Raw genomic sequence first — 23,129 nt, forward strand, 5'->3', positions numbered from 1 at the left:
TAACTTCGTTTCATTTTTTGGTTAAGTCCTCGATCGATTAGTATTTGTCCGCTCCATGTATCGCTACACTTCCACTCCAAACCTATCTACCTGATCATCTTTCAGGGATCTTACTTTCCGAAGAAATGGGAAATCTCATCTTGAGGGGGGCTTCACGCTTAGATGCTTTCAGCGTTTATCCCTGCCACACATAGCTACCCAGCGATGCTCCTGGCGGAACAACTGGTACACCAGCGGTGTGTCCATCCCGGTCCTCTCGTACTAAGGACAGCTCCTCTCAAATTTCCTGCGCCCGCGACGGATAGGGACCGAACTGTCTCACGACGTTCTGAACCCAGCTCGCGTGCCGCTTTAATGGGCGAACAGCCCAACCCTTGGGACCGACTACAGCCCCAGGATGCGACGAGCCGACATCGAGGTGCCAAACCTCCCCGTCGATGTGGACTCTTGGGGGAGATAAGCCTGTTATCCCCGGGGTAGCTTTTATCCGTTGAGCGATGGCCCTTCCATGCGGAACCACCGGATCACTAAGCCCGACTTTCGTCCCTGCTCGACTTGTCAGTCTCGCAGTCAAGCTCCCTTGTGCCTTTACACTCTGCGAATGATTTCCATCCATTCTGAGGGAACCTTTGGGCGCCTCCGTTACTCTTTAGGAGGCGACCGCCCCAGTCAAACTGCCCACCTGACACTGTCTCCCCACGCGCTAAGCGTGGCGGGTTAGAATGGTCATACAGCCAGGGTAGTATCCCACCATTGCCTCCTCGTATGCTAGCGCACACGTCTCTTCGGCTCCTACCTATCCTGTACAAGCGGTACAAACATTCCATATCAGGTTGCAGTAAAGCTCCACGGGGTCTTTCCGTCCTGTCGCGGGTAACCTGCATCTTCACAGGTACTATAATTTCACCGAGTCTCTCGTTGAGACAGTGCCCAGATCGTTGCGCCTTTCGTGCGGGTCGGAACTTACCCGACAAGGAATTTCGCTACCTTAGGACCGTTATAGTTACGGCCGCCGTTTACTGGGGCTTCAATTCGTACCTTCGCCGAAGCTAAGCACTCCTCTTAACCTTCCAGCACCGGGCAGGCGTCAGCCCCTATACGTCACCTTACGGTTTTGCAGAGACCTGTGTTTTTGCTAAACAGTCGCCTGGGCCTATTCACTGCGGCTCTCTCGGGCTTGCACCCTAATAGAGCACCCCTTCTCCCGAAGTTACGGGGTCATTTTGCCGAGTTCCTTAACGAGAGTTCTCTCGCTCACCTTAGGATTCTCTCCTCATCTACCTGTGTCGGTTTGCGGTACGGGCAGTACTACTCTTCCTAGAGGCTTTTCTTGACAGCGTGAAATCAGGAACTTCCGTACTTAATTTCCTTCCCCATCACAGCTCATGCTTCGCGAGAAGCGGATTTGCCTACTTCTCACACTCACTGCTTGGACGCACATTTCCATTCGTGCGATTCCCTATCCTTCTGTGTCACCCCATCGGTTAAACAATTAGCACTGGTACAGGAATCTCTACCTGTTGTCCATCGCCTACGCCTATCGGCCTCGGCTTAGGTCCCGACTAACCCTGAGCGGACGAGCCTTCCTCAGGAAACCTTAGATATTCGGTGGAAGGGATTCTCACCCTTCTTTCGCTACTCATACCGGCATTCTCACTTCTAAGCGCTCCACCAGTCCTTCCGGTCTGACTTCACCGCCCTTAGAACGCTCTCCTACCACGAACCTCTAAAGAGGTTCATCCACAGTTTCGGTAATATGTTTAGCCCCGGTACATTTTCGGCGCGGGGTCACTCGACCAGTGAGCTATTACGCACTCTTTCAATGGTGGCTGCTTCTAAGCCAACATCCTGGTTGTCTAAGCAACCCCACATCCTTTTCCACTTAACATATATTTGGGGACCTTAACTGGTGGTCTGGGCTGTTTCCCTTTCGACTACGGATCTTATCACTCGCAGTCTGACTCCCGAGTATAAGTACATGGCATTCGGAGTTTATCTGAATTCGGTAACCCGAGAAGGGCCCCTAGTCCAAACAGTGCTCTACCTCCATGACTCTTTACCTCGAGGCTAGCCCTAAAGCTATTTCGGAGAGAACCAGCTATCTCCAAGTTCGATTGGAATTTCTCCGCTACCCACACCTCATCCCCGCACTTTTCAACGTGCGTGGGTTCGGACCTCCAGTAAGTATTACCTTACCTTCATCCTGGACATGGGTAGATCACCTGGTTTCGGGTCTACGACCTGTTACTTATGCGCCCTATTCAGACTCGCTTTCGCTACGGCTCCGCTTTTTCCGCTTAACCTTGCAACAAATCGTAACTCGCCGGTTCATTCTACAAAAGGCACGCTATCACCCATTAACGGGCTCTAACTACTTGTAGGCACACGGTTTCAGGAACTGTTTCACTCCCCTTCCGGGGTGCTTTTCACCTTTCCCTCACGGTACTGGTTCACTATCGGTCACTAGGGAGTATTTAGCCTTGGGAGATGGTCCTCCCGGATTCCGACGGAATTTCACGTGTTCCGCCGTACTCAGGATCCACTCTGGAGGGAAAGCCATTTCAACTACCGGGCTGTTACCGTCTTTGGCGGGCCTTTCCAGACCGCTTCATTTATAACTTTCTTTTGTAACTCCGTATAGAGTGTCCTACAACCCCAAGAAGCAAGCTTCTTGGTTTGGGCTCTTTCCGTTTCGCTCGCCGCTACTCAGGAAATCGATTTTTCTTTCTCTTCCTCCAGGTACTTAGATGTTTCAGTTCCCTGGGTCTGCCTTCCTCACGCTATGTATTCACGTAAGGATACTATCCGACTAAAGATAGTGGGTTCCCCCATTCGGAAATCTCTGGATCAACGCTTACGTACAGCTCCCCAAAGCATATCGGTGTTAGTCCCGTCCTTCTTCGGCTCCTAGTGCCAAGGCATCCACCGTGCGCCCTTTCTAACTTAACCAATTTACTTCTACGAAGTAAAGGTTGTTTTTCTGATTTTCCGTATCAGCGATGATACTTCCAATCAGATGAAAGATTCACTTTCAGATGATTCTCGGTTACTTGTGTCATAAATAATAAATTATCTATGCTAACTTTACTAACTTTCTTATCTAGTTTTCAAAGAACAAACATACTGAGAAGTACTAACCTCTCAAAACTGAACAAATAGAGAAGAACGAAAACTCACAGGTTTCCTTTTCCTTAGAAAGGAGGTGATCCAGCCGCACCTTCCGATACGGCTACCTTGTTACGACTTCACCCCAATTATCTGTCCCACCTTCGGCGGCTGGCTCCATAAAGGTTACCCTACCGACTTCGGGTGTTACAAACTCTCGTGGTGTGACGGGCGGTGTGTACAAGGCCCGGGAACGTATTCACCGTGGCATGCTGATCCACGATTACTAGCGATTCCGGCTTCATGTAGGCGAGTTGCAGCCTACAATCCGAACTGAGAATAGTTTTATGGGATTAGCTCCACCTCGCGGCTTCGCGACCCTTTGTACTATCCATTGTAGCACGTGTGTAGCCCAGGTCATAAGGGGCATGATGATTTGACGTCATCCCCACCTTCCTCCGGCTTGCACCGGCAGTCACTTTAGAGTGCCCAACTAAATGCTGGCAACTAAAATCAAGGGTTGCGCTCGTTGCGGGACTTAACCCAACATCTCACGACACGAGCTGACGACAACCATGCACCACCTGTCACTTTGTCCCCGAAGGGAAAGCTCTGTCTCCAGAGTGGTCAAAGGATGTCAAGACCTGGTAAGGTTCTTCGCGTTGCTTCGAATTAAACCACATGCTCCACCGCTTGTGCGGGCCCCCGTCAATTCCTTTGAGTTTCAACCTTGCGGTCGTACTCCCCAGGCGGAGTGCTTAATGCGTTAGCTGCAGCACTAAGGGGCGGAAACCCCCTAACACTTAGCACTCATCGTTTACGGCGTGGACTACCAGGGTATCTAATCCTGTTTGCTCCCCACGCTTTCGCGCCTCAGCGTCAGTTACAGACCAGAGAGTCGCCTTCGCCACTGGTGTTCCTCCACATATCTACGCATTTCACCGCTACACGTGGAATTCCACTCTCCTCTTCTGCACTCCAGTCTTCCAGTTTCCAATGACCCTCCCCGGTTAAGCCGGGGGCTTTCACATCAGACTTAAAAGACCGCCTGCGCGCGCTTTACGCCCAATAAATCCGGACAACGCTTGCCACCTACGTATTACCGCGGCTGCTGGCACGTAGTTAGCCGTGGCTTTCTGGTTAGATACCGTCAAGGGACAAGCAGTTACTCTTATCCTTGTTCTTCTCTAACAACAGTACTTTACGATCCGAAAACCTTCTTCATACACGCGGCGTTGCTCCGTCAGACTTTCGTCCATTGCGGAAGATTCCCTACTGCTGCCTCCCGTAGGAGTCTGGGCCGTGTCTCAGTCCCAGTGTGGCCGATCACCCTCTCAGGTCGGCTATGCATCGTTGCCTTGGTAGGCCATTACCCTACCAACTAGCTAATGCACCGCGGGCCCATCTGTAAGCGATAGCCGAAACCATCTTTCAAAAGCGTGGCATGCGCCACACTTTATCATTCGGTATTAGCCCCGGTTTCCCGGAGTTATCCCCAACTTACAGGCAGGTTGCCCACGTGTTACTCACCCGTCCGCCACTAACTTTGGAAGAGCAAGCTCTTCCTCCGTTCGTTCGACTTGCATGTATTAGGCACGCCGCCAGCGTTCGTCCTGAGCCAGGATCAAACTCTCTTTAAAATATAAATTGAATTTGAATACTTATTCAACACCGTGAATAAGATTCCTTGCGTCAAATTGACTTCGCTAGCAATTAAATTACTAGTTTGTTTTGTTGAAAACAGCTTTCTGTTTTCTGCCCTGCGATTACCAGTGAGACTTTACGTCTCATTGCTTTTCGTCTTCTTTTTTGTTCAGTTTTCAAAGGTCAGTTGCTTTGTTAACGCAACTTTTAAATCTTACCATAAAGTTGAAATCACGTCAACAACTATTTTTAAAATGTTTTTGATGAATCAATTTGTATCAATTCAGCTTTATCATTATATAACAGCTTTATATTAAATACAAGCCTTTTAAGTTATATTTTTAATTCTTTCTCTAGTGCATGTATAAATTCCTGCATAATTTTTTGTTTTTCTCCTGCAAGTTCCCGACCAGTCTTTGTTTTTAGCTGTTTTTGAATTAGGAGCAATTTATCGTAAAAGTGTTGTAATGTGGTATTTTCCGGATGATCTCGATTAGCGATTTCTCTATTGTGCGCCCCTCCGTATGTAAATGTTCTAGCTATACCAATTGCACCAATTGCATCTAAGCGGTCTGCATCTTGAACTATTTTTTCTTCTATTGTAGAAGCTTGGGTAGGATTTTTCCCATTTTTAAATGAGACTGATTGGATGATTCGGATGATTTTACTGATTACCTCTTCAGGAATTTCTTTTCCTTTCATCCAATGCGTGATTACTTCTGTTGCTTGTGCTGGATCTGATGTTAGTTTGCTATCATTATAGTCGTGAAACAATGCTGCTAATTCGATTGCAAATTTATCTCCGCCTTCTGTTGCTTGGATTTGTTTACTTAAATGCCAGACTCGTTTAATATGTTCCCAGTCGTGTCCAGTAGTTTCCTTTTCGAAATGGGATTGCATCCATTTTTGCGCTGCAATTATTATTTCTTCTTGCTTCATCATTAGTATTGGCTCCTTTTTTACGTTATTTTCATGTACAATAGTAGAAAATGGAAATGGGGTATTCGATGTTTGCTTTTGAGAATGTTTGTTTAAAGCGTGATAATAAAATGATTTTATCGGATATTAATTGGGTGGTTAATGATAAGGAAAACTGGGCAATACTCGGACTAAACGGTTCTGGAAAAACAACTTTGTTGCAACTTTTAAATGGGTATCTTTGGCCTAGCAGTGGAAATCTTCAAGTACTTGGGCATGTTTTTGGACAGACCTCTTTGCCAGAGTTACGTAAATCGATTGGTTGGGTTAGTAATGCGCTTGATCATCAGCTGAAAGAGTATGAGTTCAGCGAGCAAATTGTACTTAGTGGGAAATTTGCAAGTATTGGCATTTATGAGAAAGTCACTACTGCGGAGATTGACCAAGCGAAAAAGCTGCTTACCGATTGTGGCGGTAGCACACTTATTGGAAAGCCGTATAAAATTTTATCGCAAGGAGAGCGTCAAATTGTTTTAATTGCACGTGCTTTAATGGCAAGTCCTAAGTTACTTATTTTAGATGAACCTTGTAATGGGCTTGATCTATTTGCAAAGGAGCGCTTATTAGAAAGAATTAAGAAGATTGCGGAACTGCCAGAATCCCCAACGATGCTTTTTGTTACTCACCATACGGAAGAAATTCTTCCCTGCTTCGATAATATCATTTTACTGCGTGACGGGGAAATAACTCATCACGGAAAAACAGAAAATCTTTTGACAGAGGAAGTTCTTCAAGATTTTTATCAAAAGCCAGTAGAATTAATTCGGATAAAAGACGGCTCCATTGCAGTCTATCCGAAGTAAATGGTATAGTTAGAATACGAAAAATGCGTATGTAGAGGGGCGAAATGTTTTGTATGAAACGATGATTGCAAAAGCAGGTGTACGTGAGCTTCTCGGGATGGATACTAGTCTGATTTATGGTTCATTTGCTTATAAAATGGAAGGCGAATGGATGGATTTAACGGGACTTTGGATTTCAAATGCAGATGCGTTGATTTTTTATTTAGAAAATGAAGATGTCTACTTACTGAAGAAATTCGATTATGAAAGAATAGAAAAAGTAGAACAAAAAGTAAGTATCCTTTCCATGACGAAAAAATTGATTTTACATCTTAATAATAAAGAAAGCTATACGTTACTTGTTGCAAACGGCGAAGCAAAGGTCTTTACTGCTAGAGTAAATGAGCGCATAGAAAAAGTGAGTCTAGGATGAACTAGACTCACTTTTTTATTATTCTTTTTCTTCAAATAAACGAGCCACTTCAATGATTACTTCTGTTGCTTTAACCATACTTTCTAATGCAACATATTCAAATTTACCGTGGAAGTTCTCTCCTCCACCAAAAATATTAGGTGTTGGTAGTCCTTTGTAGGAAAGTTGAGCGCCGTCTGTTCCGCCACGAATTGGGCTGATTTTCGGTTCAATGTCTAGATTTCTCATCGCCGCGCTGACGATATCCACAATTTCTTTTACTGGTTCGATTTTTTCGCGCATATTGTAATATTGATCGTTCAGTTTTAATTCTACCGATCCTTCGCCGTATTTTTCTTCTAACTCTTTGGCGATACTAGCAATATGTGTTTTTCTTTCCACAAATTTCAAATGATCGAAATCGCGGATAATATAGTAGGCTTTGGCTTGCTCTACATCACCGTTTAAGGAAATTAAATGATAAAACCCTTCGTAACCTTCTGTGTACTCAGGCGCTTCGTCTTTTGGAATGTGTGCATTGAATTCCATTGCCATTTTGACAGCATTAACCATTTTGTTTTTTGCTGTACCAGGGTGAACACTATTACCATTAAAAGTGATTTTGGCACCTGCAGCGTTAAAACTTTCATATTCTAGTTCTCCAAGTGGGCCCCCGTCCATTGTATAAGCATATTTTGCGCCAAATGCTTCTACATCAAAACGTTCTGGTCCTCGGCCAATTTCTTCATCTGGTGTGAAAGCAACACGAATTTTACCGTGTTTGATTTCGGGATGGTTAATTAAATAGTTCATTGCCACCATAATTTCGGTAATGCCCGCTTTATCGTCTGCACCGAGTAGCGTTGTTCCATCTGTTGTAATCAGTGTTTTCCCATTATAATCAGCTAGTTCTGGAAATTGTTTTGGTGAAAGTACCACGTTTAAGTCTTTGTTTAGAACGATATCTTTACCATCATAATTTTCGTGGACTTGTGGTTGGACGTTTTTGCCTGTTAAGTCCGTCGCTGTATCTAAATGAGCTAAAAATCCAATTACTGGAACTTCTTTCGTTGTATTAGAAGGAAGTGTTGCCATAACATAACCAAATTCGTCAACAGTAACTTCTTGCATACCGATTTCTTTTAGTTCTGTAACGAGAATGTTTGCCAGTTCCATTTGACCTGGTGTTGTTGGACAAGCTTTACTTTCTTCATTTGACTGTGTATCTACTTTTACATATTTCGTAAATCGTTTTAATAGTTCTTCTTTCATTCCGACCACTCCCTTAAATTGATTCTTTTTCATTATAAACTTGATTTTCGAAAAATTCTATTCCTGACTGTCGAGTAGTGTTTGTAATTGGAGGGTTGTTCGCCAATTGCGCGTTGTTGTTATTGTCTTTTTATATTCGCCAAGGAAAACTGGTAATTTTAAGGTGTGGATTTGGTTGGAGAAAATGTGGATATAAAGAACGCGACCAATCGCGATTACTTCGGCTTGCTCGTTTTTTTGTCTCGCAATAGCGATATTTTCATTATAGAAAGCGGCCATCCAGCGTTCCTCCTTGCCAATTGTTTCTGGTGGAAATGGATTGTTTGCGATGATTTGGCTATAATTTTGTTCCGAAAATACGAATACATCAATAGTTAAATCGAACGTTGCTTTCATTACCTCGGTTATTTTTGTCGCTACTTCTAGTTCCGTTTGTAACATGGAGCTTAGAACGAGGTTGCCGCTTTGGATATAAGTAATGACATTTTGGAAACCTACTTCTTGCAAAGCAGCTTGTAGATTTTTCATATTTACTTTATTCTTTCCAGCAACATTTACTGCTCTTAATAACACTACATAATTCCCCATCTATTTCCCTCCCAATCGTTTAACTACATTATAGCATGTGACTTACGTTATAATAAGGCTATTAGCGATGGGAGGTTTTTTAGGTGAAATTAATTTCTTGGAATGTAAACGGGCTTCGAGCAGCTGTAAAAAAAGGCTTTTTGGAGTATTTTGAAGAAGTAGATGCGGATATTTTTTGTTTGCAGGAAACTAAATTACAAGAAGGTCAAATTGAACTTGATTTGCCAGCATATAAAGATTACTGGAATTATGCGGTGAAAAAAGGTTATTCTGGTACCGCGATTTTTACAAAAGTGGAGCCGTTATCAGTTCAATATGGTTTAGGGGTTCCTGAACATGATACAGAAGGTCGTGTTATCACACTTGAATTTGAGGAATTTTTTATGGTGACGGTTTATACGCCGAATTCGCAAGCTGAATTAAAACGATTAGATTACCGGATGACGTTTGAGGATGCGATTTTGGAATATGTAAAAAACTTGGATAAAACGAAGCCGGTTGTGCTTTGTGGCGATTTGAATGTTGCGCACGAAGAAATTGATTTAAAAAATCCGAAGACAAATCGTAAAAATGCTGGCTTCTCGGATGAGGAACGCGCGAAATTTTCTGCATTTTTAGATGCTGGATTTATTGATAGTTTCCGTTATTTTTACCCAGATTTGACCGATGCTTATTCTTGGTGGTCTTACCGAATGAACGCGCGTGCTAGGAATACTGGTTGGCGGATTGATTATTTTGTTGTATCGGAACGTTTGAAAGATAAGTTAGTGGATGCCAAAATTCATGCGGATGTGCTTGGTTCGGATCATTGTCCTGTCGAGCTAGAACTTAATTTATAACCTAAAAAAAATCCTCACTCCAAAGAGTGAGGATTTTTGAATTATTTAGCTAATGCTTTTTTTGCTGAATCAGCAAGTGTGTTGAATGATGCGATATCATTAACTGCTAAGTCTGCAAGCATTTTACGGTTAATATCAATACCAGCTAATTTTAAGCCGTGCATTAATTTGCTGTAAGAAAGATCTTGCATACGAGCTGCCGCATTGATACGTGCGATCCATAATCTACGGAAATCACGTTTCTTTTGACGACGATCTCTATAAGCATATTGGTAAGATTTCATTACCGCTTGGTTAGCTACTTTGAATAATAAATGTTTAGAGCCATAATACCCTTTGGCTAATTTAACTATCTTTTTACGACGTTTGCGTGTTACTGTTCCGCCTTTTACGCGTGGCATATTGTCTACCTCCTAGAATTTACAAAAATGTTGTTTCTCTTATTTCATTTTAGCGACCATTTGACGAATACGTTTGAAGTCGCCAGCTGATACCATTGCAGATTTACGCAATTTACGTTTTTGTTTTTGGGATTTGTTAGCGAACATATGGCTAGTGAAGCCGTGTCTGCGTTTTAATTTTCCAGATCCTGTTCTCTTGAAACGTTTAGCGGAACCGCGGTGGGTTTTCATTTTTGGCATGAATTTTTCCTCCTCAAAACTTTACTTTTCATGAAGTGGTGCTAGGACTAAGAACATGGAACGTCCGTCCATTTTTGGTCTTTGCTCAATTGTACAAAGGTCTTCGCACGCTTTTGCAAAACGGTCAAGCACCTTCTGACCGATTTCTTTGTGTGTAATGGCACGACCTTTAAAACGGATAGAGCATTTTACTTTATCGCCTTTTTCAAGGAATTTACGTGCATTACGTAGCTTCGTATCGAAGTCATGTTCGTCAATCGTTGGACTTAAACGAACTTCTTTCATCACGATGACTTTTTGGTTCTTACGGGCTTCTTTATCTTTCTTCTGTTGTTCAAAACGGAATTTACCGTAGTCCATGATACGAGCTACTGGCGGTTTCGCTGTTGGAGCAACAAGCACTAGATCAAGATTAGCCTTTTCAGCAATTTGAAGCGCATCGATTTTACTCTTCACGCCTAATTGTTCACCGTCTTGGTCGATCAATCTTACTTCACGTGCACGAATCCCATCGTTTACCAACATGTCTTTGCTAATGGTGAGCCACCTCCACTTAATTTTGTTACAACAAGATAGAAAATAGCTGTTCAAATCTGCGGCCTGCTAACTCATTCGTTCGGAGGCCATAAAAAAACGGGCTGCTTTTCAGCAATCCCGCACATTCAAAATCGCGTAAGTTACGCGACGAAAGTTTGAATTTTTTGCCTGAAAACGTTCGTGTTAACGAGGCGAGAAGCGGGTTGCTTCTTCTTTCTTGTTTAATAACCTTACTTACTATATCATATGGGATTTTTGGTGTCAAGGTGAATTGTAAATAAAATAGTTTCTTTACCTCTGGGCAATCTTATACGAATAAACGTTCTTTCTGTCAAAAGGCAGTTAAAACTTTCATATTGAAAAAGCTCTCGTGACTATACGAGAGCTAAAAGTATACAGTGTGCATATCCATTCAAAACATCAAACATGTATGCATAAGTCCTAATTCTGAATAGGTTGTATAACTGTTCCATCAAATATAGCCTCAGTCTCCCCAACGTTTATATATTCGCTAAACTTATAGCTTACTTCATTTGTATAAACAGGCAATTCCCACAGGACACAACCATCTACATAATTCCCTCCATTACTGATGTAATATGGAGATATCCATCTTCCATCTGGGTCTTTGACAGTATTTGTTATATACAATTCTGGTTGGTATCTTACTGGTTCATTCACACATTTCTGACCAGTTAAATCTATCCAGTTAACTTTCTTCAATCTAGTTAGTCCACCTGTATTTGTTATTTCATTACCATGCAAATCTAATACCTCTAGTTTAGATAAAAAGCCAAGCATCACAATACTTTTTAGCTTATTATTACGAATAGATAAGATTTCTAGATTTTTCAAATGAATAAGCGAGTCAGTATCTCGGAGTTCGTTGTTATCTACAAACAAACGAGATAAACAAGCACTTGGAATTCCGTTTAAATTTTTCAGTCTATTTCTATTCATAGATAGCTCTTCTAATTTAGTTAGATCATTTAAAGGACTAAGGTCACTTATTTGATTGTGGGATAGATGAAGTTCTTTTAAATTAGTGAAAAATTGCATTCCGGCAAGAGATTTAATGTTGCTATTATCTCCATTGAAATTTTGTACCCCAGATAGTTCCTTTTGTGATACAAGGTCTGTAACACTTTGCTTTCCTAAATTTTGTTTCACTGCATTCGCTAGGCCGGGATCTGGAAAAATTTGGTTAATAGGCGTTGGTCGTTGAATACTCTCAGCTTGTACTTTTGTCCCAGAACCCGTATTAATGCACAGACCTACAATTAACACTAGCATTGCTATTACTGCATTTTGTAACCAATTATTTTTTTTCAACATTCTCCACTCCTTAAAAATAAATTTAGAAACACAAAAGAGGATTTTCATATACTTCCTATTTAACAAACGCTGTGAATCTTTTATGTCCCTTTGTATACTTATATGTTAGCAAAAATAAGAGATGTTTAAATTAACAAGCGTTAAAAATAATCGAAAATCAGTAAATTTTTCAAAACATGTTCTACCTTCTTTATTGTCTGCTAGTCCAAGTTGTCTCACATGGCTTCATTCGTCGTATTTTTTGCATAAAAAAAGCCTCGTTTGACAAGGCTTTTTTTCTATTTATTTGCAATTTTTCTCAATAAGTATAAGAAGTAAACCACTGCCGCAACAATAGCTATCTTGAAACTACATATATGAAACCCCAAAAATCAGCTGCTCCCATATTACACCTCACTCTCCACAGTATTTATAACTATGTACTATTCTTGCCTGTTTTTTCTTTTTGTCTAATGAAGTTAACTTTCTTGTACTTCTTAATTCAAAGTATCTTTTTGAACCATACGCTTGTATAGTATACCATCCCGGACCATGTAAGTCATACCCAACTTTCCGCGCATATTTATCTGTCGTTTTGGTTTTGGCGGACTCTACTTTCTATGCCGCAGTATCCCAAGCCCCACCTTTGAAGTGTAACGCATAATTTGACAAAACGATTTTCCTTATTGGAACACCCCCACTTTTGTAAGTAAAAACGAAAGGTGAAAATTTCGCATTTTAGTATTCTAATTCCAAGCAAAACAAAAACCCTTGATTTCTCAAGGGTTTCAGCCGTTAAATGATTAACGAATTTCTTTAATACGAGCCGCTTTACCACGTAGGTTACGTAGGTAGTAAAGTTTCGCACGACGTACTTTACCACGACGAATAACTTCTAATTTTGCGATACGTGGAGTATGTACTGGGAAAGTACGTTCCACGCCAACACTGTTAGAAATTTTACGAACAGTGAAAGTTTCGCTGATTCCAGCTCCGCGACGTTTGATTACAACGCCTTCGAATAATTGGATACGTTCGCGAGTACCTTCGACTACTTTCGCATGTACACGTACAGTATCACCCGGACGGAAATTTGGAACATCTGGGTTTAGTTGACTTTTTGTGATTTCATCAATCAGTTTGTTCATGTTTTTCTCTCCTTCCAACAAACATTCATTCATATTAATAATGAAGCGGAATATCGTTATCAGACTGGTCTCTCCAGTCACCTTATTTAGGTTACCATAAACTAGTTTCGCTGTAAAGTTTTTTTCTTACTTTTTCTTTTGATAAAAAAGCTTGACCTTGGAGTATGGTTTAATGTTACCTTTAGTATATCAAATGGAGGTGTCAGAGATGGAACAATGGACAGTAAAAGAAATGGCTGCTTATGTAGGTATTTCAGCGGATACATTACGATATTATGAAAAAAACAAGATAATTGTACCTAATCGGCTGGAAAACGGGTATCGTGTGTATAACACGGAACATCTATTAGAATTAAAGTTTATTTTAGTAATGAAATATGCCCGATTTTCTCTTTCTGAAATAAAATTGATGATGGAATGGTTGAGAAGCGAGCCTTCTGTTGCTTGTAATACGGCATCAAAAGAGTTACTTGCGCTTAAAGCCGCGGAAATCAAACAGACGATTGCGCATTATACGAAAATCGCTGCTCTTTTAGAAGAATTGCCGCAAATTGACGAGGTCCAAGATTACAGCACTGTCCAAAAAGATGTTAACACTTTTGTCGAACATATTTTCACTGACATCAGAAAGGATGGGTTCTAATGGCTAAGATTGTGGCGATTATTGGTGACCCACGGGAAAAAGGTACATCAAGAGATTTGTTTCAGAAGTATTTAGCTGTTTTTCAGGAACAACCAACAATCGAGGTAAAAATCTATGATATCCGCAAATTAGCTTTTGACCCTAATTTACCTGAAGGCTATCGTACGGAGCAAACCCCTGACATAATTGCGCTTAAAAATGATGTTCGTTCCGCTGATTTACTTCTATTTTCTTATCCGGTTTGGTGGTTTAACGTTCCGGCTGTGTTAAAAGGTGTTATTGATCATTTGTTTTGGCCTGGGGAGAGCTATAGTTTTAAAGATAAAAAATATTTTCTTACTGGACCTTGGCGAAAAAAACGAGCGCGGTTGATTTATACGATTGGCGGAATGGAAATACAACATCGACTTTTCGCCCGCCCTGCTCTTACTGCCTTGCGTTACCCATTATGGATGAGTGGCGTGTTTTCGGTGAAAGTGACTTCAATTGATCGACTGGATCTTTCTATCAGAAGGACTGATGACTACTATGATAAAAAAGTTACACGTGCAGCAAAACGCGATATTCAATTCTTGCTAAAAAAGCAAATTAGAAAGAAGGTTTTTGCATGAAAATTACTGCCAAACATCAATATTGGCAAATTACGACATTGCCGTATCTTTTTCCGGTGAATTGTTACTTAATTTTAGAAAAAGACGGCTTAACATTGATTGATACTGGGATTTTATCGAACGCGAAAGGAATCATTGCACTCATCCACAAATTAAATTTACCTTTAAAACGGATTTTATTAACGCATGCGCATGGTGACCATATTGGCGGTTTAGTCGCAGTGAAAGCAGCTTTTCCAGAAGCGCTTGTAATGATTGGAAGCAGAGAAAAATTGCTTGTAGAAACGAAAGAAATTTATGCTTTTGAAGCACAGAAGCCGTTAAAAGGCGGTTATTCAGATCAACTTCCAGTAAGCATTGATCACATTTTAAAAGATGGTGATATGATTGGCTCCCTGTTAATTATCGATACGCCGGGACATACACCTGGCTCCATTTCCTTTTTTGATGAGCGTAATGGGCATTTATTTGTAGGAGATTTATTTCAAACTCGTGGAGGAGCGGCTATTTGTGGGGAGAAGCGATGGTTGTTCCCTTTTCCAGCGATGGGTTCTTGGGATCTTCCAACAAGTATCGCATCGGCGGAAAATTTACAGCTTTTCGATGTGACGGAAATTGCTTGTGGGCATGGACCGGTGAAAGCGATGGCTGATTTTGACTTAACGAATGTACTAAAGCGAGCAAAGAAACAAGCAACAAATGAAAAAGACTAGAAAACCAATTACTGGCTTTCTAGTCTTTTTTTAGAATCTCGTAATTTTGATGTTTACGGCTGTTCCATATGCGAGTTGATAAACGAGGCCATCGACGAATTGCTCGGTAAACGAACAGTGAATTAAGCCATTCCCGCCTGCATCTAATGCTTTCTTTTGTAATTCCTGTAGTAAATTTTCAAAGCCCACTGTTTCTAAGTATGCTTCTGGATCACTTTTGATTCTTGGGCGAACGCTTTTGGCGAAAACAACCGTGAGGATATCATGATTCACATTAATCGGTCCAGTGGAAACTTGAATATCTTGCCATCTTTGACCAATTCGTTTTTGGTCGTTTTCTTCCTGCACATAGGCTTCTCGTTCTTTTTGACGCTCGGATTTTTTGGTTTCTTTTTCATCAGGTGTTCCAAAAATTGCCATTTAAAATCACGTCCTTTGATTATTTACTGTCAGACCATTCTTTGAGCCAAGTTTTTTGCTTGTCTGTTAAGGGATAGTTTTTAAGTAAATCTGGGCGGCGTTCGTAGGTTCTTTTGAGCGATTCTTTGTCGCGCCATTCTTCTATCCATGCATGATTTCCGCTGAGTAAAATATCTGGCACTTTCATTCCTCTAAAATCGGCTGGTCGCGTGTAGTGTGGATGTTCAAGCAAACCGGTCGAGAAAGAATCTGTCACAGCGGAATCTTTATTACCAAGTACTCCCGGTAAAAGTCGGATAACACTGTCCATTACAATCATTGCACCAATTTCGCCACCAGTTAAAATGTAATCTCCAATCGACACTTCATCCGTAACAAGGTGTTCGCGAATTCGTTCGTCGTAACCTTCATAGTGACCGCAAATAAAAACAAGATGCTCTTCTTCGGCAAATTCTTCTGCCATTTTTTGGTCGAAGCGTTTGCCTGCCGGGTCCATTAAAATAACTCTTGGCTTTGTTTCTGGTTGTTTCTCTTTGACAGCTTGAACGGCATCAAATATCGGTTGCGCTTTGAGTAACATACCTGCCCCGCCACCATAAGGGTAATCATCGACAATATGATGCTTTCCTTCTGCATATTCCCTGAAATCAGTCACTTCAACCGCGACACGCTCATTTTCGATGGCTTTTTTTATAATGGAATTTCCGGTCACTCCCGAAAACATATCTGGGAAAATGGATAGAATGTCAATTTTCATTAATCTAGCAGTCCTTCCATGACTTCGATTGTAATTTTTTTGTCATTAATATTGATTTCTTTTACAACGTCGGCAATATAAGGAATTAGTTTTTCTTTTTTGTCGCTGCCTTTTACAACCCATACATCATTGGCGCCTGGTGTTAGAATTTCTGTGATTTCGCCAAGCTCTTCGCCGTCAGTAGTTACAACGATACAACCGATGATTTCATGAAAATAAAATTCGTTTTCCTCTAAATCAGTTAGTTGTGCTTCTTTGATTTTAAGTACGCCTTCTTTCATACGTTCCACTTGATGAATTCCAGTGAATCCTTCAAACATCAGCAAATCAAAGTTCTTATGTTTGCGGTGTGAGCGAATGATTAGTTTTTCAGGCTTTTTGCTGTTTTTTTCAAATAAGTACACGGTATTCCCAACTTGGAACCGTTCTTCTGGAAAATCGGTCGTTGCGATAACACGAATTTCACCGATCAAGCCATGAGTATTAACAATTTTTCCTACATTATACATTTTCTCCATAAGTCACCTCTAGCGTATTTCTACTATGATTCCATCTTTTACAACAATGGTTTTATCAAAAATGGATTTATCCCACTTGTCTCCTACTTGTACATCAATAATCGTTTCCATTTCTCGTTCGCGAATTTCACTGCCAAGTTCGAGGACTTCTAATTGTTCCATTTGAAACTGAATGAGTTTTTTCTTTTCTCGGCGCAGGTCGAGTTCGTGGGTAAAGTAATCGGCCACTCGTTCTGGTTGAAATTTGCTTTTTCGTTCCATTTTCTTTTGTTCAAAATGCAACTGGTCGCATTCTTGTTCGATTTGTCGTTTTTGCTCGGTATAATACTCGATTAATTCTTGTTTACTTGCTTCGGTTAGAATTTGTTTGACGACAACTTTTTGGATGATTTCCACAGGACACCTCCACTAGCGATTATGTCCTTATTTTACCATAGTTTTTTTGGATTCATCTACTAATGCCCGGAATAATTGTTCACTTTCCGGATCTGTTTGGAACATTAATTCTGGGTGCCACTGAACACCTAAGTACCAACTTGGCAAATTGTCACCTTCTACAGCTTCAATCATTCCATCGGCAGTGCGTGCTGTTACTTTGAAACTAGGTGCTAATTTTTTGATAAATTGGTGATGCAGCGAGTTGACTAATTTTTTATTTGGATGGTGTTTTGCGAGTTCGCTCGTTGGTTCGATATCAATTGTATGGGAGCCGAGTTGTTCATCGACGCGCTGTAAATGTTGGAGGGCTTTCGTTTCGACTTGGCTGATATCTTGATAAAGTGAGCCGCCTAACGCCACATTAACTAGTTGCATCCCGCGGCAAATAGCAAAAATCGGTTTTCCAGCGTCTAATGCTGCTCGAACTAAGGCGATTTCATAGCTGTCCCGAGGTGGAAAATAAGCGCCGATTTCTTGGGACGGCTCTTCTAAATAAAATTGTGGCGTAATGTCTTGTCCACCGGTTAAAAGCAAACCATCTACGAGAGAAATTGCTTGAACGGCAACAGACGGGTCATCTATTGGCAAAGCGATAGGAAATCCGCCAACTTTTTGAATAGCATCTACATATCGCTGTTGCGTATAAGTCACACGGTGTCCGTAAAAAACGTCCACACCTTTTACTAATCTATTTCCGGTAATTCCAATAACTGGCTTCATCACAATTCCTCCATTTCTATTCTATTTTACAACATTTAGTGAGGTAATTGCTTCTCTGATGATTATTTAAAAATAGTTATAAAAAAACTCGCCAAATTGACGAGTTTTTGTTATTCGATAATTTCAAGACGAATCTTCTTATCGTTTTTGGAGCCAACTGCGTAGACAAGTGTACGAATCGCTTTCGCAATACGACCTTGCTTACCAATCACGCGTCCCATGTCTTCTTTACTGACAGACAATTTGTAGGTTAACGATGTATCCGTTTCTTCTGGCGTGATAACAACGTCTTCCGGGTGGTCAACAAGAGGTTTCACGATTGAGAGAATGAGTTCTTCCATTCGCGCCGAGACCTCCTTATTTACCTAATTTTTGGTTATGGAATTTTTCCATGATACCTTCGCGGCTAAGAAGATTGCGAACTGTATCAGATGGTTTCGCACCATTATGCATCCATTTCAAAGTTGCTTCTTCGTCGATTTTCACTTCAACCGGATCAAGTAATGGATTATAAGTACCAATAGTTTCGATTGAACGGCCATCACGTGGGAAACGAGAATCAGCGACTACAATACGGTAGAAAGGTTTCTTTTTAGAACCAATACGTTTTAAACGAATTTTAACTGCCATAGTTTAATTACACCTCCATAAAGTCTTACACAAGTATATATATTACCAGTAAAGGATTTGTTTGTAAAGTGTTTTTTCTTTACAGAGGGAATTTTTTTCTTTTTATTTGACGGTTTCGGCTTCAGCACTTAGTTTCCCTTGTTTTAGAAGGTGGTGGTAACGCACATATCCTGAAATATTATGCTCCACATCATCAATTCTAACCCGGAAAGACTGGTGGCGAATGAAGAAACTGCCATCTATTCGCGCTGGATTTTTGTAGTAGATAGCTAGCTCTGGGTAAAAATAGCCATTTAACTGGTAGATAGCTCGTTTAGTGATTGTTTTTTCCAATTCAGCTAGTGGATAGTCATGAAGCAGTTTTTGCAAGTCCTCTGTTTCCATCCTTAGCGACATCTCTTTTGTAGCAACAGTAAGCTCTAAAAAGGTTGGAAATGTGGTTTCGCGTCCATAAATAAATGGTAGGTTGTCGAAAGCATTTTTCATTCCAAATTCGTAGTAAGCTTCGTCTGGAATATATTTAGTGATTTCATTGGCGCAGTAGCTCAGCCAGTGATCATGGTTTTGCCAGTAGTCATCACGAATAAAATGGTCAAAAGATTTTGCCGCTGCCTCCAGCCATTTGGAATCACGGTCAATTTCATATAAGCGCAACAAGCCAAACACAGCTTCCCCGTCGTAATAAATAATCCGGAAAATATCTTTTACTTCTAAAGAGGGGTACTCCAACACATGCGTGAACTTCCCGTTTTCTTCTTGTAAGGAAATAATCGCATTCGCAATCTTCCTAGATAGTGGCAAATAGGTTTTAGTTCCAGTGATTTTCATATATTTCGTTAAAGCAAGCAATGTCGCCGCTGAACCGCCTAATTTAACTTCACGCAACCCTGGTTCAATTAAAAAAGCTAATTCGTCTTTTTCATAAATAAAGTTTTGCTCTAAATAAGTTAAAGTGCTTGTAGCTGCTTCCAAAATTGTTTTATCGCCTGTTAATTCGTATGCTTCTAACATCGAATAAGTTGTACTCGCGTGGCGCAAACTATTATAGTGTTTAATTTTTTTATCAAAGCAAGCAAACCAGCCGTAATTGAATTCGCCCGTTTGATTTACTTGGCTCGCTAAATAATTTCCAGCGTTTCCAACTAGTTCAAAAACTGCATCTGGAGTTAATTGTTTAGTACTTCTACGACCATGCTCAAGCTCGCTTGGTTCTAACTCATGGATTTTCTTTCCGTCAAAAAACCATCCTACTGTATTAAAAGTAACAATAGTGGAATCTACGGTTAAGTTTAATTGAGCTTGGTTTTTATTTGTTTGGATTAAATATCTATTCATATTTTCAACGTTGATAGCTAAACCTTCATCACCTGGTAGAAGGATAGCGTTCGCATTAATTTCCTGTTCCATTAAAGCTATTTTAAAATTTTCATTTAAGGCAATGCCTCGTCTATAATAATTTTTCTTCGTTTTTAAAGCTTTTTTATTCCATTCTCCTAAATTTTCAAGTCGATAATCCACAGCAACATCAATTTTAAAAGAAATTGCCTCTTCGGTTTGGTTTTTTATTGCACTTTTTTTCATTTCATTAATTAAGTTGGCTAGGCAAAGATAGCTAAAGTTTATGACAATAGCTCGTTTATTTTTATAGCCGATTGTTAGAAAGCCATGCCATTTCCCGTTGTAAGTGGCGTGTTCTTCGTCTTCTGTTAATTGATCAATAATTTTATTTTCAAGTTCATCTAATATACCTCTCCAAGGCATATGTACCACTCCTTTTTATAATATCCCTGCCGCTAAATTTTCTTAGCGACAGGGAATCGTTGTATTGTGGCTCTTATTTACGGAAAAGACGTAGTAAAAACGCGCCAGCTAGCGAGAAGAGACCAAGCCCAACCCATGGAAGACTACTGTTTGTATCTCCAGTTGAAGGAAGATCACTTGCTGAGATAGAAGTTGTTCCATCCGCGCTATAACCTGAGGAAAGCATTGTTCCTGAACCATTTGAACTCATGTTCGTAACGGTTACGCCAGTTCCTCCGTTAGAAGTTCCAGTAGTTCCTCCATTGGTAGAAGGATTTAATCCACCATCCGCATCGGCATCCGCATCGGCATCGGCGTCGGCATCAGCATCGGCATCGGCATCCGCATCAGCATCCGCATCAGCGTCGGCATCTGCGTCGGCATCAGAATCTGCTAATGGTAGGACAGTTACGGCTACATCTTCACTCGTTTTAACTTCATTACCATATTTAGCTGTTACTTGAAGATGAATAACATCTCCAGCTTTCAAATTATAATTAGGAATATTAATAGAATAGGTTCCATCTGCATGGATTAAGACATTTCCGATAACAGTACCGTCCGGAAGAGTCAAATTAATATAGAAAGTTGTTCCAGCCGGTGCATCTGATTGCAATGATTTCAGAAGGGTATTTATATTCATATTTTTATAAATGGAAGTACCTGAAATTGTTTTAGTTCCTTCGTAGATTGGATTTACAGTTGGTTTTTCAACTAGGAAATCTCTCCAGTCAATGTCTACGTCGGCATCGGCATCGGCGTCAGCATCCGCATCAGCATCGGCATCGGCGTCAGCATCCGCATCGGCGTCGGCATCAGCATCGGCGTCAGCATCCGCATCGGCGTCGGCATCCGCATCAGCGTCGGCATCAGCATCAGCATCCGCATCAGCATCAGCATCAGCGTCGGCATCAGCGTCAGCGTCAGCATCCGCATCGGCGTCGGCATCCGCATCGGCGTCGGCGTCAGCATCCGCATCGGCGTCAGCATCCGCATCGGCGTCAGCATCAGCATCAGCGTCCGCATCAGCGTCGGCATCCGCATCAGCATCAGCATCGGCGTCCGCATCAGCATCGGCGTCAGCGTCAGCATCGGCGTCAGCGTCAGCATCCGCATCAGCATCAGCGTCAGCGTCCGCATCAGCATCAGCATCAGCATCAGCGTCCGCATCAGCGTCGGCATCAGCATCAGCATCAGCATCAGCGTCGGCATCAGCGTCAGCATCCGCATCGGCATCCGCATCAGCATCCGCATCCGCATCAGCGTCGGCGTCGGCGTCAGCATCCGCATCAGCATCGGCGTCAGCATCGGCGTCAGCGTCCGCATCAGCGTCGGCATCGGCATCAGCATCAGCATCAGCATCCGCATCAGCATCCGCATCCGCATCAGCATCAGCGTCGGCATCAGCGTCAGCATCCGCATCGGCGTCAGCATCGGCATCGGCATCGGCGTCAGCATCGGCGTCAGCATCCGCATCAGCGTCGGCATCAGCATCAGCATCAGCGTCGGCATCCGCATCCGCATCGGCGTCAGCATCCGCATCAGCGTCGGCATCCGCATCAGCGTCAGCATCCGCATCCGCATCGGCGTCGGCATCAGCGTCGGCATCAGCATCAGCGTCAGCATCGGCGTCAGCGTCGGCATCCCCAACATCCGTAGTAATAAACCCACGAGCCGCATTACTATTCAACAGATCAACATCCAAAAGCCCATCACCAGTTCTAGCAGCAAAATCTAATTTTCCATCATTGGCACTAGGTAGCGCAGTTACGCCAAGCGCTAGCAAATCAATTGTCAAAGTGAAAGTAGATATACTACCAACTCCAACTCCCAGTAAGTGATTTACTTTTGCACCAACCGCATTTCTACTAGAATCAATAAAGAAATTGCTTGAGTTACTTCCATTTACTGTACCTTGATTAAATAATCCAATACCGCCAATTCCTAAATAAGCAATTTTATAATCAATTTTCGTATTTGCTCTTATATTTGGATTACTCAAAATAGAAGAAAGTTCACTTGGTAGTTCAAAGTATGGATAGTACGTGGATACTGCACTAGCACTAACTAACTGATTCCCAGAAAGAGTAATCACTAATTTCCCATTAGAATACTGTGTATTCAAATTAGAATTTCCTAATAAATCAATTGTTGCCGCATCCGCTTGAATACCACTTAGGGCAAATTGGTGATTAAAAGAATCGTAATTCACAGTGACAGGCGCTACCATCATCGTTGTTGTCGTAATAAGCGCCGCAATTAATTTTGCTTTTTGCGCTCGCTTTTGGTCTAATCTCCGTTTGTAATCTACACGCTGTTTTTTCATCATTTTTCCCCCTTAAAAATCAATCGTTCTTGATTTTGAAAAATAACTGAAAACAGAATAAAGGTATTAAATTATGTTTTCCTAATAAGCTAACTATTAAGTATCCCCTGAACCTTTATCCAATATCAGATTCCAACCATTTCAGCCCAATGCCCCTCCCTTCGTTTTCGGACCTAACATTAGCTGTTATAACCCGTTAGATAACTTTACTATATAGTATATTTTTAAAAATTAAAGTAAAAAGTACTAGAACCAAAAAATACTTCAATTCGATTCTTTTAGTCTAAAAGTTA

At 41.4% G+C, this 23,129-nt stretch carries 23 protein-coding genes, 2 rRNA genes and 1 other annotated feature; of the genes, 6 read left to right on the top strand and 19 right to left on the bottom strand.

What is annotated here, in order from left to right; translation table 11 throughout:
- Window positions 1-17: 17 nt before the first annotated feature.
- The 3 genes from GL301_RS09130 to GL301_RS09140 all read right to left on the bottom strand — a co-directional run bounded on the left by GL301_RS09130 (window position 18) and on the right by GL301_RS09140 (window position 5,688).
- A 23S ribosomal RNA gene (locus GL301_RS09130) occupies window positions 18-2,949 on the bottom strand.
- A gap of 246 nt (window positions 2,950-3,195) precedes the next feature.
- Window positions 3,196-4,745 (bottom strand): 16S ribosomal RNA (locus tag GL301_RS09135).
- The 16S and 23S rRNA genes sit together here, the layout of an rRNA operon.
- A 337-nt stretch (window positions 4,746-5,082) precedes the next feature.
- Window positions 5,083-5,688 (bottom strand): HD domain-containing protein, encoded by a 606-nt coding sequence (locus GL301_RS09140; protein ID WP_003728431.1) that lies wholly within the window; start codon window positions 5,686-5,688, stop codon window positions 5,083-5,085.
- A gap of 68 nt (window positions 5,689-5,756) precedes the next feature.
- Here GL301_RS09140 and GL301_RS09145 point away from each other — a divergent pair, with 68 nt between their 5' ends.
- On the top strand, window positions 5,757-6,530 hold the full coding sequence (locus GL301_RS09145; protein WP_003740599.1) for an ABC transporter ATP-binding protein: 774 nt from the start codon (window positions 5,757-5,759) through the stop codon (window positions 6,528-6,530).
- Window positions 6,531-6,579: 49 nt separating this feature from the next.
- Entirely contained in the window at window positions 6,580-6,942 is a 363-nt protein-coding gene (locus GL301_RS09150) for a hypothetical protein (protein ID WP_003740600.1), read from the top strand.
- 18 nt (window positions 6,943-6,960) lie between these two features.
- On the opposite strand, the gene pepT is transcribed toward GL301_RS09150, so the two are convergent.
- Both pepT and GL301_RS09160 read right to left on the bottom strand, forming a co-directional pair.
- On the bottom strand, window positions 6,961-8,193 hold the full coding sequence (pepT, locus tag GL301_RS09155; RefSeq protein WP_010958946.1) for a peptidase T: 1,233 nt from the start codon (window positions 8,191-8,193) through the stop codon (window positions 6,961-6,963).
- 57 nt (window positions 8,194-8,250) lie between these two features.
- A complete protein-coding gene (locus GL301_RS09160) occupies window positions 8,251-8,781 on the bottom strand; it encodes a DUF1697 domain-containing protein (protein WP_010958947.1) in 531 nt (176 codons plus the stop codon).
- A gap of 83 nt (window positions 8,782-8,864) precedes the next feature.
- Here GL301_RS09160 and GL301_RS09165 point away from each other — a divergent pair, with 83 nt between their 5' ends.
- A complete protein-coding gene (locus GL301_RS09165; RefSeq protein ID WP_003726561.1) occupies window positions 8,865-9,620 on the top strand; it encodes an exodeoxyribonuclease III in 756 nt (251 codons plus the stop codon).
- Between the two features lie 41 nt (window positions 9,621-9,661).
- Here GL301_RS09165 and rplT read toward each other — a convergent pair whose 3' ends face one another.
- The 5 genes from rplT to rplS all read right to left on the bottom strand — a co-directional run bounded on the left by rplT (window position 9,662) and on the right by rplS (window position 13,260).
- Entirely contained in the window at window positions 9,662-10,021 is a 360-nt protein-coding gene (gene rplT, locus GL301_RS09170; protein WP_003720097.1) for a 50S ribosomal protein L20, read from the bottom strand.
- 39 nt (window positions 10,022-10,060) lie between these two features.
- A complete protein-coding gene (rpmI, locus tag GL301_RS09175; protein ID WP_003720098.1) occupies window positions 10,061-10,261 on the bottom strand; it encodes a 50S ribosomal protein L35 in 201 nt (66 codons plus the stop codon).
- A gap of 21 nt (window positions 10,262-10,282) precedes the next feature.
- Window positions 10,283-10,798: a translation initiation factor IF-3 gene (gene infC, locus GL301_RS09180; RefSeq protein ID WP_010958948.1), complete on the bottom strand. Its 516-nt coding sequence runs from the start codon at window positions 10,796-10,798 to the stop codon at window positions 10,283-10,285.
- An 82-nt stretch (window positions 10,799-10,880) separates the two neighbouring features.
- Window positions 10,881-11,019 (bottom strand) — a sequence feature (ribosomal protein L20 leader region).
- 220 nt (window positions 11,020-11,239) lie between these two features.
- Window positions 11,240-12,130 (bottom strand): class 3 internalin InlC, encoded by an 891-nt coding sequence (gene inlC / locus GL301_RS09185; RefSeq protein WP_077398137.1) that lies wholly within the window; start codon window positions 12,128-12,130, stop codon window positions 11,240-11,242.
- Window positions 12,131-12,915: 785 nt separating this feature from the next.
- Window positions 12,916-13,260 (bottom strand): 50S ribosomal protein L19, encoded by a 345-nt coding sequence (gene rplS, locus GL301_RS09190; protein WP_003728425.1) that lies wholly within the window; start codon window positions 13,258-13,260, stop codon window positions 12,916-12,918.
- Window positions 13,261-13,468: 208 nt separating this feature from the next.
- Here rplS and GL301_RS09195 point away from each other — a divergent pair, with 208 nt between their 5' ends.
- The 3 genes from GL301_RS09195 to GL301_RS09205 are packed head-to-tail and all read left to right on the top strand — an operon-like array spanning window position 13,469 to window position 15,227.
- Entirely contained in the window at window positions 13,469-13,903 is a 435-nt protein-coding gene (locus tag GL301_RS09195; RefSeq protein ID WP_003728424.1) for a MerR family transcriptional regulator, read from the top strand.
- Window positions 13,903-14,514, top strand: coding sequence for an NAD(P)H-dependent oxidoreductase (locus GL301_RS09200; RefSeq protein ID WP_003728423.1), 612 nt, complete (start codon window positions 13,903-13,905; stop codon window positions 14,512-14,514). Before GL301_RS09195 ends, GL301_RS09200 begins: the two co-directional genes overlap by 1 nt.
- Entirely contained in the window at window positions 14,511-15,227 is a 717-nt protein-coding gene (locus GL301_RS09205) for an MBL fold metallo-hydrolase (RefSeq protein ID WP_003726802.1), read from the top strand. The genes GL301_RS09200 and GL301_RS09205 overlap by 4 nt, the downstream gene beginning before the upstream one ends.
- A 30-nt stretch (window positions 15,228-15,257) precedes the next feature.
- Here GL301_RS09205 and GL301_RS09210 read toward each other — a convergent pair whose 3' ends face one another.
- The 9 genes from GL301_RS09210 to GL301_RS09250 form a co-directional block, all read right to left on the bottom strand.
- Window positions 15,258-15,647, bottom strand: a complete 390-nt coding sequence (locus GL301_RS09210) for a hypothetical protein (protein WP_003724047.1) — start codon at window positions 15,645-15,647, stop codon at window positions 15,258-15,260.
- Between the two features lie 19 nt (window positions 15,648-15,666).
- On the bottom strand, window positions 15,667-16,404 hold the full coding sequence (trmD, locus tag GL301_RS09215) for a tRNA (guanosine(37)-N1)-methyltransferase TrmD (protein WP_003726803.1): 738 nt from the start codon (window positions 16,402-16,404) through the stop codon (window positions 15,667-15,669).
- Window positions 16,404-16,922, bottom strand: coding sequence for a ribosome maturation factor RimM (gene rimM, locus GL301_RS09220; RefSeq protein WP_003740603.1), 519 nt, complete (start codon window positions 16,920-16,922; stop codon window positions 16,404-16,406). The genes trmD and rimM overlap by 1 nt, the downstream gene beginning before the upstream one ends.
- Window positions 16,923-16,931: 9 nt before the next feature.
- Window positions 16,932-17,318, bottom strand: coding sequence for a YlqD family protein (locus GL301_RS09225; protein WP_003724050.1), 387 nt, complete (start codon window positions 17,316-17,318; stop codon window positions 16,932-16,934).
- Window positions 17,319-17,345: 27 nt separating this feature from the next.
- The gene (locus tag GL301_RS09230) at window positions 17,346-18,080 is read right to left on the bottom strand and encodes a gamma-glutamyl-gamma-aminobutyrate hydrolase family protein (RefSeq protein WP_003726805.1); all 735 of its coding nucleotides are present in this window, start codon (window positions 18,078-18,080) and stop codon (window positions 17,346-17,348) included.
- A 110-nt stretch (window positions 18,081-18,190) separates the two neighbouring features.
- Entirely contained in the window at window positions 18,191-18,421 is a 231-nt protein-coding gene (locus GL301_RS09235) for a KH domain-containing protein (RefSeq protein ID WP_003728421.1), read from the bottom strand.
- Between the two features lie 16 nt (window positions 18,422-18,437).
- Complete coding sequence (gene rpsP, locus GL301_RS09240) at window positions 18,438-18,710, bottom strand: 30S ribosomal protein S16 (protein ID WP_003720111.1); 273 nt, start codon at window positions 18,708-18,710, stop codon at window positions 18,438-18,440.
- Window positions 18,711-18,812: 102 nt separating this feature from the next.
- Window positions 18,813-20,471, bottom strand: a complete 1,659-nt coding sequence (locus GL301_RS09245; protein ID WP_003728420.1) for a glycoside hydrolase family protein — start codon at window positions 20,469-20,471, stop codon at window positions 18,813-18,815.
- Window positions 20,472-20,544: 73 nt separating this feature from the next.
- Window positions 20,545-22,836 (bottom strand): Lmo1799 family Asp-Ala repeat surface protein, encoded by a 2,292-nt coding sequence (locus GL301_RS09250; protein WP_077945414.1) that lies wholly within the window; start codon window positions 22,834-22,836, stop codon window positions 20,545-20,547.
- Between the last annotated feature and the right edge of the window lie 293 nt (window positions 22,837-23,129).

This window comes from Listeria sp. LM90SB2 (assembly GCF_028867355.1).
Taxonomy (GTDB): Bacteria; Bacillota; Bacilli; order Lactobacillales; family Listeriaceae; genus Listeria; species Listeria monocytogenes_B.